The 18420-nt window shown below is 42.4% G+C and carries 20 protein-coding genes and 1 riboswitch; of the genes, 4 read left to right on the top strand and 16 right to left on the bottom strand.

Annotated elements, in window-relative coordinates:
- Positions 1-65: 65 nt before the first annotated feature.
- The 15 genes from BLR65_RS20625 to fliD all read right to left on the bottom strand — a co-directional run bounded on the left by BLR65_RS20625 (position 66) and on the right by fliD (position 13856).
- Entirely contained in the window at positions 66-1445 is a 1380-nt protein-coding gene (locus BLR65_RS20625) for a tripartite tricarboxylate transporter permease (protein WP_093796066.1), read from the bottom strand.
- 16 nt (positions 1446-1461) lie between these two features.
- Positions 1462-1869: a hypothetical protein gene (locus BLR65_RS20620; protein ID WP_093796065.1), complete on the bottom strand. Its 408-nt coding sequence runs from the start codon at positions 1867-1869 to the stop codon at positions 1462-1464.
- A gap of 227 nt (positions 1870-2096) precedes the next feature.
- A complete protein-coding gene (locus BLR65_RS20615; RefSeq protein ID WP_093796064.1) occupies positions 2097-3107 on the bottom strand; it encodes a M14 family metallopeptidase in 1011 nt (336 codons plus the stop codon).
- 62 nt (positions 3108-3169) lie between these two features.
- Positions 3170-3757: a FumA C-terminus/TtdB family hydratase beta subunit gene (locus BLR65_RS20610; RefSeq protein ID WP_093796063.1), complete on the bottom strand. Its 588-nt coding sequence runs from the start codon at positions 3755-3757 to the stop codon at positions 3170-3172.
- Positions 3757-4650 carry a fumarate hydratase gene (locus tag BLR65_RS20605; RefSeq protein ID WP_093796062.1) on the bottom strand — a complete coding sequence of 298 codons (894 nt, stop codon included), beginning with the start codon at positions 4648-4650 and terminating at the stop codon, positions 3757-3759. The genes BLR65_RS20610 and BLR65_RS20605 overlap by 1 nt, the downstream gene beginning before the upstream one ends.
- Positions 4637-6010 (bottom strand): MmgE/PrpD family protein, encoded by a 1374-nt coding sequence (locus BLR65_RS20600; RefSeq protein WP_093796061.1) that lies wholly within the window; start codon positions 6008-6010, stop codon positions 4637-4639. Before BLR65_RS20600 ends, BLR65_RS20605 begins: the two co-directional genes overlap by 14 nt.
- A gap of 49 nt (positions 6011-6059) precedes the next feature.
- A complete protein-coding gene (locus BLR65_RS20595) occupies positions 6060-6779 on the bottom strand; it encodes a FadR/GntR family transcriptional regulator (protein ID WP_093796060.1) in 720 nt (239 codons plus the stop codon).
- A gap of 129 nt (positions 6780-6908) precedes the next feature.
- Positions 6909-7292: a RidA family protein gene (locus BLR65_RS20590; RefSeq protein WP_093796059.1), complete on the bottom strand. Its 384-nt coding sequence runs from the start codon at positions 7290-7292 to the stop codon at positions 6909-6911.
- 12 nt (positions 7293-7304) lie between these two features.
- Positions 7305-8471 (bottom strand): MalY/PatB family protein, encoded by a 1167-nt coding sequence (locus BLR65_RS20585; RefSeq protein ID WP_093796058.1) that lies wholly within the window; start codon positions 8469-8471, stop codon positions 7305-7307.
- A 238-nt stretch (positions 8472-8709) separates the two neighbouring features.
- On the bottom strand, positions 8710-9180 hold the full coding sequence (locus tag BLR65_RS31025) for an AAA-type ATPase lid domain-containing protein (RefSeq protein ID WP_444875445.1): 471 nt from the start codon (positions 9178-9180) through the stop codon (positions 8710-8712).
- 12 nt (positions 9181-9192) lie between these two features.
- Positions 9193-9786, bottom strand: a complete 594-nt coding sequence (locus BLR65_RS31020; RefSeq protein WP_281241562.1) for a sigma-54 interaction domain-containing protein — start codon at positions 9784-9786, stop codon at positions 9193-9195.
- Between the two features lie 157 nt (positions 9787-9943).
- Entirely contained in the window at positions 9944-10675 is a 732-nt protein-coding gene (locus BLR65_RS20575) for an OPT/YSL family transporter (RefSeq protein WP_245692952.1), read from the bottom strand.
- Entirely contained in the window at positions 10639-10761 is a 123-nt protein-coding gene (locus tag BLR65_RS31495; RefSeq protein ID WP_281241561.1) for a hypothetical protein, read from the bottom strand. Before BLR65_RS31495 ends, BLR65_RS20575 begins: the two co-directional genes overlap by 37 nt.
- A gap of 386 nt (positions 10762-11147) precedes the next feature.
- On the bottom strand, positions 11148-12392 hold the full coding sequence (pepT, locus tag BLR65_RS20570; protein ID WP_176772780.1) for a peptidase T: 1245 nt from the start codon (positions 12390-12392) through the stop codon (positions 11148-11150).
- 177 nt (positions 12393-12569) lie between these two features.
- Positions 12570-13856, bottom strand: a complete 1287-nt coding sequence (gene fliD, locus BLR65_RS20565; protein ID WP_169716839.1) for a flagellar filament capping protein FliD — start codon at positions 13854-13856, stop codon at positions 12570-12572.
- Positions 13857-14092: 236 nt separating this feature from the next.
- Here fliD and BLR65_RS20560 point away from each other — a divergent pair, with 236 nt between their 5' ends.
- From BLR65_RS20560 to BLR65_RS20545, 4 genes are all read left to right on the top strand, one after another.
- Positions 14093-14920 carry a C39 family peptidase gene (locus tag BLR65_RS20560; RefSeq protein ID WP_245692951.1) on the top strand — a complete coding sequence of 276 codons (828 nt, stop codon included), beginning with the start codon at positions 14093-14095 and terminating at the stop codon, positions 14918-14920.
- Between the two features lie 365 nt (positions 14921-15285).
- On the top strand, positions 15286-15702 hold the full coding sequence (locus BLR65_RS20555) for a hypothetical protein (RefSeq protein ID WP_093796055.1): 417 nt from the start codon (positions 15286-15288) through the stop codon (positions 15700-15702).
- 75 nt (positions 15703-15777) lie between these two features.
- Positions 15778-16215: a GNAT family N-acetyltransferase gene (locus BLR65_RS20550; protein ID WP_176772779.1), complete on the top strand. Its 438-nt coding sequence runs from the start codon at positions 15778-15780 to the stop codon at positions 16213-16215.
- A 78-nt stretch (positions 16216-16293) separates the two neighbouring features.
- A complete protein-coding gene (locus BLR65_RS20545) occupies positions 16294-16950 on the top strand; it encodes a hypothetical protein (protein ID WP_093796053.1) in 657 nt (218 codons plus the stop codon).
- 166 nt (positions 16951-17116) lie between these two features.
- On the opposite strand, the gene BLR65_RS20540 is transcribed toward BLR65_RS20545, so the two are convergent.
- Complete coding sequence (locus BLR65_RS20540; protein ID WP_211285128.1) at positions 17117-18106, bottom strand: diguanylate cyclase; 990 nt, start codon at positions 18104-18106, stop codon at positions 17117-17119.
- Between the two features lie 45 nt (positions 18107-18151).
- Positions 18152-18235, bottom strand: a riboswitch (cyclic di-GMP riboswitch).
- Between the last annotated feature and the right edge of the window lie 185 nt (positions 18236-18420).

Here is an 18420-nt window from a genome sequence, read left to right as displayed (position 1 = left end):
TTAATCACCAAATTACTTCCCTCATGTTAATTCGTCAGAAACACTCCCAATTAACTTGCTGACTGTCAGTTCAGACCGAATAGCTTAGCCATGATCCAGGTTGAGGCATAAATAGCCATAAATTGTACACCCATGTTCACACCAAAAAACTTGTTGAGACAACCGCCGACAACCGCTACGGTCACAGTAATCGCCAAACCTACAAAACCGGCTTCATAGCAGGAAGCTACAACAACCAAACCGGCAAACATGGCGATAATTGACTCCTGGCTGACATGTTTCATGATCCAAACACTGGCCCGATGCGCATAATTCATCGTTAACGGATAGGAAATAAAGGCGGCAACCGCTACCGACAACAGCCCATACCACAAAAACTCGCTTGTCGTCATGATGGTGTGAAGGTTGTGCATTTCCGGCTTAATGGTAAAAATAGGCGGAGCATTGAAAAGAGGAAAAGCCACGCCCATGGAAATCGGCGTCATCGGCAGACCAAATGCAATTAAGGGGATCAGTATCTCGGCCAAATAAGTGCTTTCTGTACTCGCATTCATAACCGCTAGACAAGTCGTCAAACGCTCATAAAAACCTTTGACCCGTGAACTGATGATTTCCCCCGTTGTTACCGTTATCCCCACCGTACTAAAGGTAAATAAGGGAGCTGAGGCCAAGCATATTAACAGGGTATACCATTTTTGTTTCATTGTGAGTATTTTTAACGGATTAGGGAAAAATCCGTTCCAGTTTTTCAAATCAGGCGCCAAGCGAAACTCACGGGGTGTTTTTGTCACCAAAGTTGCTTTTGCCGCCGGTGACATGACGGTAATCAGGTCCAAAAACATTGGCCCGGTAGCAATTCCCAGGAAGAAACACATGGTGACACCGCTGCCATTGGCAGCAACAGCAATTTTGTTCAAACCGACGAATAAAAAAGATAACGGAATCAAAATAACTACACTCGTCCATTTCCCCTTGGAGGTATAGGCAATGAATACAGCCATTACGGTAAACAAAAGCCCTGCCCAGGATTTTACTATATCGGCATAAGGCGCCAGCAAAGAAGCAAAACCGACAGAAATGGGAACCGACAGAAAAGCAGCCAACACCCCGCCGGAAATCATTTTTTGCAAAGAGATATGCGGCGCCCCAATATTGCGCATAGCCGTTGCATGTTCAAGCAAAGGCACGGCCATCGTATCGCCGGGCACCCCCAACAAAGCGGTAGGAACAGAATGGGTAATGTGTTTGGCGATAACGGCTGCTATCAGGAAACAGAAAACCGCCACCGGAGGAAATCCCAATAAAACTACAAGCAAGGTGACAGGGGCAATACTGGCCGTTTCCGAAGTTCCCGATATTAAGCCGACAAACGAAAACATAATACCGCCCATCAAAGCCGCGGCAAGCCCCCACAATATATCATGAAAAATTACTGATTCTACCATTGACTATAGCCTCCTCTCATTTTTCCTTTTCCGCAAAAATAGAATACAAGCCTAACTGTTTCAATTCCTCAATAATTTCCGGCGCCGAATTTTTTAAATGCAAAGCTTCCTGTTCAAGATCAAGATCATATTCTTGGATAAATTTTTCTTGGTCGAAATGACATTCGTCTTCATGAAATATTCTCTTGGGTTTAAAGAATCTTGCGATAATTACCGCTACCACAACAGCGGCAACCAGCCCTAAAAACAAACTATAACCGGCAATCAAGTTTTTTCCCATACTGGCAAAGTGGGTGCTAAGATATACTTTTCCGCCGTAAAAAGCCGCATAGCTGACAAAAACACTGGAAATTATGCCGATAAACAATTCTTTGCAATCGACCGTATCGCCCCAAAAACTAACAAATTCAGTTTTTTTCTCCACATCTATTCCTCCCTCTAAAAATGAATAATATGGTGCAAATCTCGTATCAGTCTACCCGCAAATAAATTTTAAGAGGAGTTCCCGCTAAGCCTTGCAAATCGTATCTGCTTACGGTCGAGCAGCCAGTTAATTACTATAGAGTAAGGCCGGAAAATAGTGGTACATCCAGAGAGGCGGTACATGCTGTTTTCCGGCTTTATATCTTACCCTACAGGTAAACTGTTTTATTAGTCTGTATCCCAGTCCATCTCCTGCCATTCATAACCGACAAACCCCATTCTGTCACCAGTAGAAACGACTGGCTCGAAACGGGTGGCAATCATAAACATATTCTTGTCGGCAACCAATTGCTCACGCTCTTCCCAGAAATCGTAAATTGAGGCCAGCTTCTCACCTTTTTTCACGAATTGCCCGGGTTCAACCGCCATTCTCACCAAGCCGCCCCGATTGCTTCTGAGAAAACGGCGGCCTGTAATAATCAACTGTTTGTCAGGCTTCTTAAATTCGCCTGTAAGCAGCCCGATATGCGTCATAGCATTTTGAATTCCTGCCAAAATAGTTTGAATCACCTTTTCATCCCAGCGCCCGCCGGCACCCATCTCCGCCATAAAGCAGGGGATATTGTTCTGCATGCAAAGAATATCAATCGAACCGCTCGTCGTACCGGGCAGTTCGCCGCCTGCCTTGGCCAGGTTCAAATGGCAATTGGGATAAACCCCAAAAGCCCGTGCCAGCTTAAACGCTGCCTGGACGGTTTCTGCCTTAGCACCGGGAACGATTTTGGAAACAGTGTAGGGAGTAGCACTGAATACGTGCCCCATGGTATGAAAATCAATTACATAATTAGCCCATTTTTTCATTTCCCCAAATACAATATGAGCAATCCTTTCGGTATAACTGCCGCCAGGATTTCCCGGAAATTGTTGGTCTAAATCCAAGTAATCCACCTGACTAATCTTGTTGCGATCCACGAAGGCCATTGTATTCAGCAACGGTGTTAGCACTACATTACCATGCAGTTTAGAGGTATCCAAATCCCAGAAAAATTTTCGCATTCCCCATAAACCATTTAGCTCGTCGCCGTGGACAGCACCGGTCATCCATAACGTTGGCCCGTCGTGCGAACCACGGGCTACCAGTACCGGAATACTGATATCCGTAAAATTTGCCAATTCACCCACCTTTACATTACCAAAGGTTTTCTGCCCCTTCTCAACTTTCATGCCGAAAATTTCCATAGATAGCCCTCCCTAGTTAATGTGTATTTTAAAAAATGGTTACTGCTTAGTACTCCTTTCCTTTATTGACCATAAAATTCTATAATTTTACGGTTAGCAGCCTCTTTCACCGCATCATAGCGGCTGTTTCCTTTATTGTCCATAGTGACAATAAACGGTCCGAATTTCTCAACTTCCAGTTCCCACATGGCCTCCGGCATACCATTTTCCAGCCAGCGGACACTGACAACTTTTTTTACCCCACTGCCGATTTGAACCGCACAGCCGGGCGCGGCCTGCAAATAAGTCTGCGAACATTGCTGAAATGTTTTTTGACTGTCCTGGGCCATGCCGCCCTTGCCGATAATAAGTTTTACGCCCAGTTCCCCCACCATCTGCGCATAGGGTTCCATGCGGATGCTGGTCGTCGGCCCCACAACGACAATTTCCCATTGACCGTCAACCTTACGCATAACCGGTCCGGCATGAAAGATAACTTGACCGGCTAAGTCAACCGGCAAAGGCTTAGCCTCAGACAATAATTTTTTAATTTCAAAATGCGCCATGTCCCTCGCAGTATAGATCTTCCCTGTCAAATATACGGTATCGCCTATTTTTAAATTATCTACCTGTGAATCATTGATCGGTACTGCCAAATGATGTGTAGTCATTACATTTCCTCCTGGAAAAGATATTCTCTGCGGCCATTGGGATAGAAACGCACGCCAAATCTACGGGCAACCCAGCAATGGAAATTAATCGTAACCGGGCAAATAGCCGTATGGGTAGCGGCATAACCAATTTTAACAGCTAAACAGGTAGTATCGCCGCCGATACCGGCTGGCCCCAATCCCAGTTCATTGATATTTTGCAAAAGCTCTTGCTCCAAACCGGCAATTAACGGATCCGGATGGGTATCGCGCCAATCCCTGGTACTGATTGCTTCCCTGCTCAGTTTGGCGGAAACATCCATTTGGCCGCCGATGCCGATGCCGATAGCTGATGGGGGGCAAGGGAATCCGCCACCTTTAACAACGGTATCCAATACCAGTTTCTTCAAGCCGACATAATTAGTTCCCAGCGTAGCCGGCGTCAAAATTTTAGCCTGGTTGGCCAATTCAGCCCCACAGCCTTTGGCGCTCATAATAACTTCCATATATTCCTGTCCCGGACAATAGCGATATTCCATGTTAGGAACACCGATACCTGAGCTATCCCCTGAATTATGCCGGGTAAGCGGATGCACAATGCTGGGACGAATATAGCCATTCTTGGTACACTCAATTACAGCTTTCGGCAAAAAAGCAGTTAAATCAGCCAATTGCACATTATCACCAAAACGAATGTATACGGTTGGAAAGCCCGGAGACTGACACACTGGTTTGTCCAATTTACCTGCTTGACTGACATTCTCAATCATTGACGCAAGCAGTGCCTTCGCTCCCTGATTTGTTTCTGTTGTTACCGCCTTGTTCATCAATGCAAGGGCATCTGCGGATATGCTGGTACATGCCTTATGCAGCAGCATGAGTATTTCGTCATACGTAATGTTAAAATTTTGCATTCAAATTCACCTTCCGTAAAATATCACTGCATTTCTTTAGCGTCTCAAGTTCTTCGCACATGTTGATTACTTCGGAAATACTGCTGTTATCTAATATCCCGTCTACCAAAAAAGAAAATTTATCCTTTATTTCCGGCCAAGTAAGTGCATTCTCCGGATCACCTTTGGGATATTCCACATACTCACTCATTATCTGGCCATCAGTCAATTCTAGCGAAATTCTAGCCGGCCATGCTACTGGCGTCGCGTTATTAATTGTTTCATCTACTACTACCGTTGTAATATTCATCAGCCTTCTCACTGCCTGATCAAATATCGCAGTTTCCGCAAAAGAATCCAGGTTAATTTTCCCTGCAAGTAAGGCACACACTACACAATACTTAATGCTAAACTGCGCTTGCCGTGAATCGGCCGGGTTTTCATTGCCGGCAACCTGGATAGCAGCATGATAGGTATCAATAACAATGTGCTTAATGCTTTCCATAGAAAACTTCAGCTTGTTATTGAGCTTTATCGCACAATCAATTGCCGAGTGTGTATGCCGGCAACAGGGATACGGTTTAAATGAAATTCCTGCTGTGTGATAGTTAGCGCCAAAATCCGCAAAAACATCCATATTAACAGCTTGACGGGCATAGCCGGCAAAAAATCCCTGCCTGCCTTCCAAAATACGCGTTGCCCCCGTAAAGCCATGTTTTGCCATGCACGAAACCAAAACACCGGCAGCCGCAGCCTTACCGGCGTGCAGATATTTGCTCATTGCCCCATCCTGTAAAAACTCCCACAGTCCTGCTGCCATGGATCCAGCATTGCCAAAAGCCCAGGTCATTGCTTTTGCATCCAGTTTAAGCATACGACCGGCGGCGACTGCCGAGCCAAATACGCCGGCAGTCGCGGTTGTATGCCAAATTTCGTAATGAGCAGGAGTAACCGCTGCTCCTACTCGTAACATAACTTCATAGCCGGCAATAATGGCTGTAAGCAATTCCGCCCCAGTACACCCCTGCCAGTCGCCAATGCTCAGTGCTGCTGGGATTACCACTGCCCCAGGATGCGTAATTGATTTCTTATCTACATCGTCGATTTCTAAAATATGGCTAAAATAACCATTGCAAAGAGCAGCATGAAAAGCCGAATTTGCCGTTTGACTGCCAATAATACTGGCATGCTGGTTGCCGCCCATAGCGGCAGCATATTCTTTTATGCAATCGGCCTGCGGCATGACTGAGCCGCGTATAGCACACCCCAGCCAGTCCAGTAAACACTTTTGTGCCTGTTCCTTTACATCAATTGGTACACTATCTAATGTAAGATTTGTGGCAAAATCTACACATATTTGTGAAATATTTTGTTCGTGCATACAACACTATCCTTTATTTGGTATACTGGTATACCAATAATAATGGTAATCAACCTTTTGCTATTACCTCTTTGGCACGTGATAAATGTTCTTTGGCAACAGCTACCGCCGCCTCGGCATCACCGGCAACAATATTTTGCAAAATCTGTTTATGATAGCCTAATGCAATTTCATGGCGTTCGGGATTCTTCAAGGATTGGTGGCGGGAATAACTTAGCAAATCGGCCAACAATCCATATATTTTGCTAATCACTACATTATGGGCTGCGGCAATAACGGCAGCGTGAAACTTACCTGATGCTTCCGAAACATCAAGCCCCATCTCAATATTCTGCTCCATTTCAACAATGGCAGCCTTTATGGTCATAATATCCTCGTCAGTACGTCTTAATGCAGCAAGATGGGTTGCCTGAACCTCTATGGTTTCGCGTGCTTCAAACAAATCAAATAAGGTATGAACCGGATCGGACATGAGAAAATCAATACTACCAATCACCTGATTCACATCAATTTTTTGAACAAATACGCCTTTACCTTTTACATGCTGAACAGCTCCCAAGAATTCTAAGATTTTAAGAGCTTCGCGAACAGGCACCCGGCTGACATCAAATATCTCTGCCAATTCTCTTTCCGAAGGAAGTTGATCGCCTTCTTTCAATTGACCGGTACGTATCCATTGCCTGATGCGTTCCACGATTTGTACATAAAGAGCGTCAGATGATTTATCTATAATCTTTTCAATTGGTTGATGCGAATGCAATATTGACATAGTAACCCTCTTTGGAATTCCATGATATACTTATTATAGTTTCAGTTTATATTTTTCTTTATTTTTTGTCAATTCAAATTCCCTAAAGTACCGGCCAGTTTACAAACATGTAATGATTTGGCTGTGAAATTAATTGCCACAAATTGCGATTACTTCAATTTCAACTAAAGCATCTTTGGGTAAACGTGCTACTTCAAAGCAGGCCCGTGCTGGACAATCTTTGCTAAAATATCCGGCATACACGTTATTCATTGCAGCAAAGTCGTTCATATCTTTGATCAAAACAGTCGTTTTTACAACGTCATCAAGGGTACAGCCGGCTGCCGCCAAAATAGCTTTTACGTTTTCTAGGGATTGTTTTGTTTGAGCAATAATACCGTCTTCGGCAAATTGTCCGGTAGTAGGAACTACTGGCAACTGACCGGATACAAAAATAAATCCGTTAGCCTTAATTGCCTGGGAATATGGACCAATTGCCCCAGGAGCTTTATTGGTATTTACAACTTGTTTCATTTTCGATCTCCTTTACAGTTTATTTATTGCTGCTTCCATTCTATTAAGTGCTTCTACCAATCTGACACGTGGGCAGGCAATGTTCATTCTCATAAAGCCGGTGCCGCCAGGACCGAAAGTAGAGCCTTCATTCATAGCTACTTTAGCTTGTTCTAAGAAGAATTTTTGCAAATCCTTAGGCGCCATGTTCAGTTCTTGGCAATTAAGCCAAATAAGATAGGTGGCTTGCGGATTACCCACTTTAATTTGGGGAATTCTCTCGGAAATGAATTTTTTTAGGTATGCAAGATTGCCCTCAAGGTATTCCAGCAGTTGGTCCGCATAATACTCACACTCATTATAAGCGGTTTCAATCGGCAAAGTTCCGAATACGGTTCTACCATAAGCTTTGAGATTTTCAAGCGGTTTATAAAAAAGATCATGGTTATGCCGGTTAGGAATAATGGCCGCACCTGTTCTTACCCCGGCAATATTAAAGGTCTTGCTGGGATTAACGCAAACCACACAATTGTCAGCTGCTGCTTGCGAAAGGCTGCCAAAAGGGATGTGCTTATTTCCGTTATAAACAATATCAGAATGAATCTCATCCGAAACCACAAATACATTGTGTTGCAAACAAAGATCGGATATTCTGGTCAATTCCTCTCTTGTAAAACATTTGCCTGTGGGATTATGCGGGCTGCATAATAAGAACATGGTCGTTCTTTGTTGGCTCAGCAATTCCTCCAAATTTTCAAAGTCAATTTCATAACTGCCGTCTTCTTTGAGAATAAGATTATTGCCGAGAATGTGCCTGCCGTTATTAGGAATAATTGCATGAAATGGATGATAGGCAGGCATCTGGACTACAATATTATCGCCCGGGTGGGTAAAAGCCTGCATGGCATAGACAATAGCCGGTATTACAGCCGGTGTATATTCCACCCAATTGATATCAACATCCCAGCCAAATCTTTTTTTCTGCCAGTTAATAATAGCTTGCTCAAATGTCTTAACATTTACGGGATAGCCGTAAATACCATGCTGTGCTCTTTTCACCATGGCATCAATAACAGGTTGCGGACATTTGAAGTCGGTATCGGCAATCCACATGGGCAGTACATCTTCGGCATAAGTATCCCATTTCTTACATTCAGTGCCTCTACGGTCAACCAGTTCATCAAAATTATGTCTCATCATAGCTATTTACCCTCCTGAAAAAATATCATAAATTTGGTCAATAACTATCAACCACCTTTAAGGTATACTGGTATACCACTCTCTTATATATAGTATATAGTTCTTTATGTATTTTGTCAATTCAAAAATTTTGAAAATATGTTTAATTTGTGATAATGTCACCTTTATCCCATAAACATGTGCCCGTATAGTATTGACAAGCAGTAGAACAGGTTCCAGGTGATTTACTTTACGCAATCTAGCAGGTTATCTTCTTGTTCTTTATTAATATGTCTTTATAGCGTTTCATCCAATCTAACACAGCTTGTCCTTTTATAGTAAGATGACTGCCGCTTCTTCCTACATGTGAATTGGCCCAGCCTAGTTTAGTGAAAATAGAGAGCAATCGTCTGATTTCACTTTCTGTAATGCTAATCCCGTTCTGAACGCATTCTGTTTCAAGGAATTTTCTGCCGATGCCGGCAGGGTTGTGCCGGGAAAGATGAGACATTACTTGAAATGCCTTTTCCGTATCGCATACAGTAGAAATATAACAGAATTCCATACTAAAATCCACATCGGTATTTAATATATAAGCAGGCAGATCAGATACATTGACAACATCTGTTGCCATAAATGAAATATACGCCACTGCGTTGGCCAATTCTCTGATATTGCCCGGCCATTGATATTTCATAAGCAGGTTTTCTGCCTCTTGGGTAAGAATCACTTTTTTATTATGTTACTTCATAAAAAAATAAAATAAATGCAGGATATCTTCCTGGCGTTCCCTCAACGGCGGAATGATGATGGGAAGAACATTTAACCGGTAAAACAAATCTTGGCGAAATAATCCTTTTTGTACTTCAGCAAACAGGTCTTTATTGGTTGCAGCAACTATGCGAATGTTTATATTAATAATACTTTGTGAACCTACCCTCATAATTTGGCGTTCCTGAAGTACTCTTAGCAAACGTACTTGCAGTGGCAATGGCATATCGCCAATTTCATCTAAAAAAATAGTGCCGTTATTAGCCTGTTCAAATAAACCGGGTTTTCCCTCCTTAACAGCACCGGTAAATGAACCTGCTTCATAGCCGAATAGCTCGCTTTCCAATAAATTTTCCGGAACAGATGCACAATTGATAGCAACAAATGGATAAATAGACCGGGGAGAAGCAGCGTGGATGGCGTGAGCAAGCAACTCCTTACCGGTCCCGCTTTCTCCCATAATAAGTATGGTAAGATTGGATAAAGCCAAACGTTGGGAAAGTTGGAGACATTCCTGCATTTTCGTTGATTTTGCTTGAATACTGTCAAAGGTATAACGTGTCACCAAACCTTTATTACGCAATTTCTTGGAAAGGCTTTGTTCCAAATGACGAATGCGGGTTACTTCTTGAATTTCATAATATATTCCGGCCGGTTCACCGAAATATTCAAATTTGCTGCTGTTTATAAGTAAAGAACGGTCTTGGAATTCAATTAATTCGTCAACATACTCTTTGCTGAGGTCTTGGCCTACTATATTGCATGTGGTGGTCGCCAGCCAGATAATATATGACGGGAATACAAATGAACCAGGAAAAAAAGGAACCGGCAGCAATAATAGCGGCATAGCGCAACCCTGTAAAATACCCAATACCGAGTAGTGCTGTTTCACTGTCCAGGCTGAAAGTAAGTTTAGTTTTCGCTGCAAGTTGCTGGCCCCAGCTAAAAGCGGTACTGGCAATTACTTCCTGCCACCAGCCAAGGCTATTGAGAATAAAGTCGTAAATTAGAGCAATTGTTCCACTAAATAACATGAGTTTCGCCTTGCTGCCTTCGCCTGAACTTAGAACTTCGGCAGCTGCCCGCCCGGCGGGAAAAGGATAGGCATGGTGCATTTCTTCGCAAAAATAGCGACGAAATACGGCGGCAATCAAAACGCCAAGAAGACCACCCAGAATAACCGGCACCGCTAATTGAAAATAACCGAGCGTGTTATTGCCGAGAATGTAAAAAGCCGGCAGGATAAACATGGCGCCGCCAATTCCGTTGGTACCGGCACTGGCAATAGCCTGAATATGTACGTTTTCAGGAAAAGCGTTTTTGCGCTTCAGCATGACAGCCATTCCCATCGCCATGATGGAAACCGGCGCAAAAGCGTCAACTGTCTGCCCTATTTTCAGACAAAGATAACCTATTGCTAAAGCAAAGATCGCAGCATAAAATAATCCCAGCAAACGACATACGCGTTAATTTCCTGATATTCTTTGTGGGGGGACATTGGCGGTTCGGATGAACCAACATTGTTTTGATCTTCAGACATAATATTCCTCCTTGATTTAGTATATACTGCAGCATCTAAAATGCAAAAAGTGTGCCAATGCGCGCTGGAGAAATTAGCATATACAAAACCAACCATAGATGGGAATAATTCGGTATCACACGTAATGAATTTGTGTATAATCCGTTAAATATTGGATTACGTATTGGTAAATAGGTTAAATAGGTTAGATATATAACCTATTTATGAACCTATTACGAGTTTACAGTATAATGCCGTAAAAAATTATTGAACAAAACTAAGAGCTTCCGCTGGTTTTTCGGAAAACAGCGAAAGCCCTTAATTCTTTTATTCAGCATTGATAAATGTCGTTATGAAACTCAATTGTAATCAGAAGAAAAAAGCATTTCCATCATATGTTGATAGCTTTATTTTAAGGCATTTTGGGGAGTTGCAAACAACTCGATTAAGCGAACAATGGTTTGTACGGCTTTTTCCATTGATTCCAACGGAATATATTCATAACGTCCGTGAGCATTATGACCACCGGTAAATAAATTCGGGCATGGCAAGCCATTAAATGATAAGCGAGCACCATCTGTACCGCCACGAATGGGGAATATCACGGGAGTAACGCCAATATCCCGCATTGCCTGTTCCGCTATTGCGATAATATGGGCAACCGGCTCAATTTTTTCACGCATATTGTAGTAGCTATCAGTGATCTCACAATCAATTTTGGTTTTCGGGTATTTCAATTTCAAAAAATTTACGGCCTGTTGTACGATAACTTTACGTTGTTCAAATATTTTCCGGTCATGCTCGCGAATGAGGTAATTAAGTACTGCCTCCTCTACATTTCCCCGGAAATCGGTGAGGTGATAAAACCCTTCATAACTATCGGTGAACATTGGCCGGTCAAATAACGGCAGCATTTCATTGAATTCGATTCCGAGCAGTGATGCATTAATCATTTTATGTTTGGCAGAACCAGGATGAATATTGCAGCCTTTAATGACGATAGTTGCACTGGCGGCGTTAAAGTTTTCAAAATTAATTGAACCAAGGCCTTCCCCATCAATAGTGTAAGCAAGTTCAGCACCGAACCGAGCAATATCGAAGTACTTGGTGCCTCCGGAAACTTCCTCGTCAGGTGTGAACCCTATGCATAACGGCCCATGCTTGATTTCGGGATGTTGCAGAAAATATTCGATAGCAGTTATTATTTCAGCAATACCGGCCTTATCGTCAGCACCTAATAAGGTAGTGCCATCGGTAGTTATCAATGTCTGTCCCTGGTAATCTACAAGTTCAGGAAATTCTGCCGGTGACAAAATATAGTTGCCGGCTTCGTCAAGAGCAATATCTTTACCATCATAGTTTTCTACGATTTTGGGGCAGACATTTTCGCCGGATAGATCCGGCGATGTATCGTAATGGGCCAAAAAACCAATTGCTGGCGCATTAGTTGCAAAATTGCCGGGAATCTTCGCGATGATATAACCATTTTGGTCCAATTCAACTTGCGGAACACCTAGTTCAAGCAATTCATCACGCAGCATTTTTGCCAAATTTAGCTGCTTAAGCGTACTAGGGTAAGTATCACTCCCCAATTCAGAACGTGTGTCAACACGCACATAACGCAAAAAACGATTAAGAACCGCCTCTCTCAATTGTTGTATCCTCCCTGTTTTAAAATTTTTCAATCCTATGCCTATAATTATTGCAAGAACCATACCAAAAAAATAGTTACTTTATAAATTACCATTTTCTTATGGCAGTCTTATAAAGTAACTTGGTTTATGTAATCCTCAAAGCACCGGGCAGACCTTGCCTGCCCGGTACTTAACCTATATCATCATATCAAGAAATAATCCCTGCGAGTAATTATAATGTTGGTTGGCGCTTCCCCTTAGGAAATTAGAACCGTAATCTAAATAATCATTAATGTTAGGAGCCTTAAAATAGGCCGTCACCGGAACATCAAGGGCTGTTTGTGCGGCTTTGCCGGCGGCTGTTGCCAAACCACTACTGCCCGCCAGCAGTCGTTCTACTATACTGGGGTTGGTTGCAAGAGCCTGGGTTAATGTATCCGCATCCAAACTAATGCTGCCTGTTTCGCGATCCAAAGTAAGCCCAATCTTTTGCAATTCCTCCCGGCGCATACCGCTAAACTGATTTTGAACATTTGCCAGCAGCTTATCGCCCCGTTTAGTTACATTGTCCGCATTTTGCATATTGTAGTTAATTTCATTGTAACTTGCCAGCAAATTCCGTACTGCATTCACAGTTTTACTATAATCGAAGCCAACCGTTACCTTGTCCGTCCCGTTTGTGACCGTTTTGAAGGTTAAACTGACATTCCCGTTATCCAGTTTAACCGTGTTGCTTGCCGCTTGCCTGCTTTCCCCGTCAATAGTATATACGGCGTCTTGCGCACTTTGCACGTTATTCATCAAAGCTAAGCCCGATACTAAATTGTTGGCAATATCCCGCAAGGTGAAACTGCCCGCCGCGCCGGTTTGACCTTCCATACTCAGATACGCTTTATTATTCGCCAGCTTGACTTCGGCCTGAACGCCGCTGTTCGTATGGTTTACCGCATCGGCAATCTTGGTTAAGGCTTGCTTATTGGTATCCGTACTGGAAATATTGACTGCTACTTGTTTTTCCTGATTATTGCCAACCGTTATCCCGAAGAAATAGAGCCCGCTTCCCACACTGCCAACCGCATTGGCATCCAGGCTTTTGCCGACGTTGCGCTGCGCTAAGGCCAGTTTCTGAATACTTATGTCATAGGTAGCAGGTTTGGCCTTATTGTTGGCATTGCCGGTTATCGTATCGCCGTAATCTGTTATATATTTTCTGGTAAACACGTTATTGTTAGCGGCAAATTCTTGTGCACTCGTTTTTAAATCAGTTACAGCACTCGTAAACCCCGCAATTTGATTTTTGTACCCGGCTTGCTGGGCCCGAAAGCTCGCGGCAGCGGCATTAGCATTGAGTCTAAGCAGGCTTACGTTGTTATAATCCGGATAAAAGGAATTTCGCGCATTACTGCTACGCTTTATCCCACTATTAGAATACAGCATGTTGACGATATATGAATTAAGAGAAGTGTTAGCACTTACTGGCACAGGAAAACACCTCTTTCCTGATATTTTAATTTTACATACTGGCAGGCCCTGTTGCATAATGATTTGGCAAATTATTCTTTGTTATTATATCGTAAAACTTAGCGAATTTATTAATATTTTCTTAAATATATCATCTTTTGACCATCTGCTTTACTCATAGAGCTTTTCAAATTAATTATCCCCCAGGTTATGGTATAATATAGGGGATAATAAAATTTTTCCGGAGGCGTATATAAGTGGTGAATAAAAACAAAAGAAACGATACTGTGAAAGAAAAGACAAAGATTGGCTTAGTAATTTTGTTTTTTGTTATAAGTATTACATTTGGTGCTGTAAACATAGGATTTGCGACATCCCCTGAAACTGCCGAAAATATCGCTGCAAGCCAGGTGATTCCTTACCCTGCCGATTATGACACGGTCAAGGAAGGTGCCTCTGCTTATCATGGTTTAGGCAATGTTAAACAATCGCCCTACTATACTGCTCCGGACTTTTATAATTTAGAATCAACCGATACGTTAACGATTTTACCCCACTATAAAACCTATCAGCAAACAACGGAAATCACTTGTGGCCCTGCGGCCGCCTTAACGGTTCTTGCACATTTTGGCAATACCAGCTGGCATGAATTAGCTATCGCCAAAATTATGAGAACAAAACCGGCAGTAGGCACAGATACCAAAGGGATGGTTCGTTTTTTTAAAACCATTGGCTGGAATGTAAAGTCCAGTCTGACTGCTGCCACCAGTGACGGTGCCACCTTTACAAGCGTAGCGGATTTCAAAAACTTTGTTATCACCAACTTACAAGACAATACCCCGATAATGGTTGAAAATATAGATTGGGGAGGACATTGGCGGGTCATCGTCGGCTATGATACCATGGGAACCGCTACGGTCGCCGACGATGTTTTAATTCTGGCAGATTCTTATGACACGGCCGATCACAGTCAGGATGGCTATGTTGTAAATCCGGTCGAAAAGTTTTTCTATATGTGGTTTGATGCTCATATGCTTCCTAAAGGTCAGCAAAAACAGCAGTGGCTTGTTGCCAAGCCCCTGTAACTGCTTATTATTCAATTCTTCTATTAGCGATGACCGCCCTCTTGAAATATCCGTAGATTAAGGTTTATATAGTGTTCATTTGGTATGACAAATAAATAAAATGGGCAGAGAATTATTCTCTACCCGTTTTATTTTAAGCACGGTCTTTTCTGTGATGAAATTTATGAGTTGTAAGATAGGCAAATAATTAGATGCTTCCATTCGAACGAATATGAGTTGTCACTCCGGAGACTGCAAACCTCGGATTAAGACTGTAAATAGTAGCCAGTTCTGGAATTTATCATAAAAAAGCAGGTATTTTAGCACTGTATACTGAAGTAAATCGTCAATAAGACTTAGTAACAAGAATGAGTGGGGACTATGCTATGTCTATATTCTCGAATGCATCTGACAGTGCTGTGGAACAATTCTATTTGAAGGAAGATCTGCTGCATACAAAAATAGCGATTATGGCTGCTATTTGTTTTTGTCTGCTATTTATACGCAACGATTACATTTTTTTTGGGATAAGCCCCCGGTTTTATCAGGCAGTTTTGGCGCGTATTATTTTTGTGGCAATATCTTTGGGGGCCTTGGTTTCCTTTAACAGAATAAAGACTTACCAGCAGCATGAATGGTTAATTTATATTTGGTGCAGTGTCTTTATTTTACTATGTACCTATATCAATCTTACCAGGCAGGATGACAATATTAATTTCACTTATCTTGATACCGTGGTCGTCGTCTTGATTACGATTTATTTTCCCGGAAATATCGTGGGAAAAAGCATTTTGGCAGGATGATTTATCTGTCTGAATGAAATCGATCAGGAACTGCGAAAGTACGGTAAGCATTTATGGCAAACCCATCATATGTTTTTGCCGATTGGGCAAGTAAAAAAAACAGGCTTGTCTTGTCATCTAAAATGGTTTGAGCAGCATGAAATCCTTCCCTTGTATAAAGCCGGACAGTTTCCCAACGCCCTTTGTGCTAGATTTATTCCGGAACGGCCGGACGTGCTCGCCGTTGCCGCCTATGACGGTTCAAAAATCATAGGCATGGCGGGCGCCTCCGCGGATACACCGATAATGTGGCAAATCGGCATCGATGTCGAAAAAAATTACCGTGGCCGTGGAGTCGGGACATATCTTGTTACCCTGCTAAAAAATGAAATAATCAACAGAGGCAAGCTGCCATTTTACGGAACGAGTCTTTCCAATCTGCATTCTTGGAATATTGCAATCAACAGCGGTTTCATTCCCGCTTGGCTCGAAGTTGAAACTGTGGAGCAAGAAAACTACTACCCTTGTAATTGATTTTTAATTTATACGCTGTCATTTTTTTGTCACAATTCAGCTATAAAATTGGGTTAAATTTACAAGGGAGGTATGAGCATGAATAAAGGATTGCTTGCTTCTATAGTAGCCGGAACAATTTTTATCAGCGGTATGGTAAGCCCTTTTATTGTTCAAGCAGATGAAAATAAAGGACAGCCTTTAAACCGCCCTGGGATTCAACAGTCTCATGTTGACCCCGATCAGGCTGCCCAAAAACTATCTGACGTCTTTAGGGTCAGCAAAGAGGATGTACTTAAATACACGCAAAGCGGAGTTCATTATCGGGATTTGTACAGGGCTTCTTTCCTGGCCAAGGCTGGCGGCAAATCACTCCAGGAAGTTATGCAGGCCAAAACCGCCACCAATAGCTGGAAAGATGTCGCGCAAGCACTGGGAATAACCCGGGAGGCAATGAAATCCACCCGCTGGGATATCGCGGCAACAAATATGGAAACTAAATTAAGTATAGCGAAACAAACCTCTATGAAATTTCTCCAACAGGGATATCATCCTCGTGATATCGCAGTAGCCAATGAACTTGCCAAAAACACCAATAAGCCAATTGCTGATGTTTTAGGGCTGAAAAAGATCAACAACACTTGGTCTGAAGTTGCCACTAGCTTAGGTATTGATCAAAATATATTTAAGCAAGATATGAGTCATGTAAAAACAGCATTCCCTCATCGGGGGCATCACCATAAACAAGTCCAATGATGTAAGTCTTAATTCAAAACCTTCATGAGGCTTATACGGACAAATTTGCCTCTGATCCATGAATAGCAAATTGACATAGAAATAAACACCCCATAGGTTAAGCTTATTAGCGCCTATGGGGTGTTTTGCCACTCTTGCAATTGTATCGGAGAATTTATTTTTGCGATCAATCCGGTGCGCTGCAGACTCTGTTTCGTCCTGCATTTTTTGCCTGATATAAAGCCAAATCAGCTTGCCGAATCAAATCCGAAGGAACCTTACTGCATTCCGGCTTCATGGCCGCCACGCCGATACTCACCGTAATATGATTGGCCACTTCGGACTTCTCATGAGGAATTCCTAACTCCTCTACATTATTACGAATTCTTTCCGTGACGGTTAGCGCTCCTTCTTTCGCCGTTGAAGGAAGAAGGATAACAAACTCTTCCCCGCCATAACGCGCCCCCAAATCGCTGGCCCTTTTCAACGATTCGTTCAGCATGCTGCCTACTTTCTTTAAACATTCGTCACCGGCAAGATGTCCGTAATGATCGTTATATTTTTTAAAAAAATCTATGTCAATTAAAGCCAATGATAAAACATCGCCATGACGTATTGCACGCCGCCACTCTTTATCCAGTGTCTGATCAAAATGACGCCGGTTAGGTATGCCGGTTAAGCCATCGATTAGCGATATTCGCTCCAGTATATCCCGATACTTTTTTAGTTCTAGATGGTTTTTAACCCGTGCCCTAATAATTGCCGGATTGGAAGGTTTTATAATATAGTCGATAGCTCCGATTTCAAGCCCCTCTGTTTCATGCTGAACGTCATCAGCGGACGAAACGAAAATGACCGGTATATTTTTCGTATAGGGATTCTGTTTTAACCGTCTGCATACCTCGTAACCATTCATTCCCGGCATTTCAACATCCAGCAATATGAGGTCTACATTCTCTGAAGCAGCCAATACTAAGGCTTCTTTACCCGAGGTAGAAACAAAAATATCATAATCATTTCCCAGTATATCTTGCATTATTTGATTGCTTAATCTTGTGTCGTCGACCAATAAAATGCGTTGTCTTGCAGACTCCAACGTCACCATCACTCCATAAAAAATAGTAATGCCTGTCGCGATAGCTTCCCCATTATACACGCAATGATATTTTGTTTGCATTTCACAATTGTATCCAATAAAAAATTGCCAGTTCAGCTTACTTTAGGCTGCAACCTGGCAATCATAGATGTAATCTTTAGACCCATGGCTTTGCGTCCCGCCTTTTCAAGCGGTTTGCTATATTGAGTTTTTGCAATTATTCTGCATAATACGTTAAAATCCTGCTTAAAAATAAAAAATCATATGATGTAATCACAATAACGAAAAGTGTTATAGGAAAATTTTAGTTTTCTTTTTGCATGCTGCCAGGTGTAGGAAGGATAATATAGCCAAAAGAGGGAAGTAAACAACTAATCTTGAAAATTGGTTAGGTG

This window comes from Sporomusa acidovorans (assembly GCF_900101845.1).
Taxonomy (GTDB): domain Bacteria; phylum Bacillota; class Negativicutes; order Sporomusales; family Sporomusaceae; genus Sporomusa; species Sporomusa acidovorans.
Note: the sequence above shows the minus strand (reverse complement) of the source record. Positions and strands in the feature narration are given on the sequence as shown.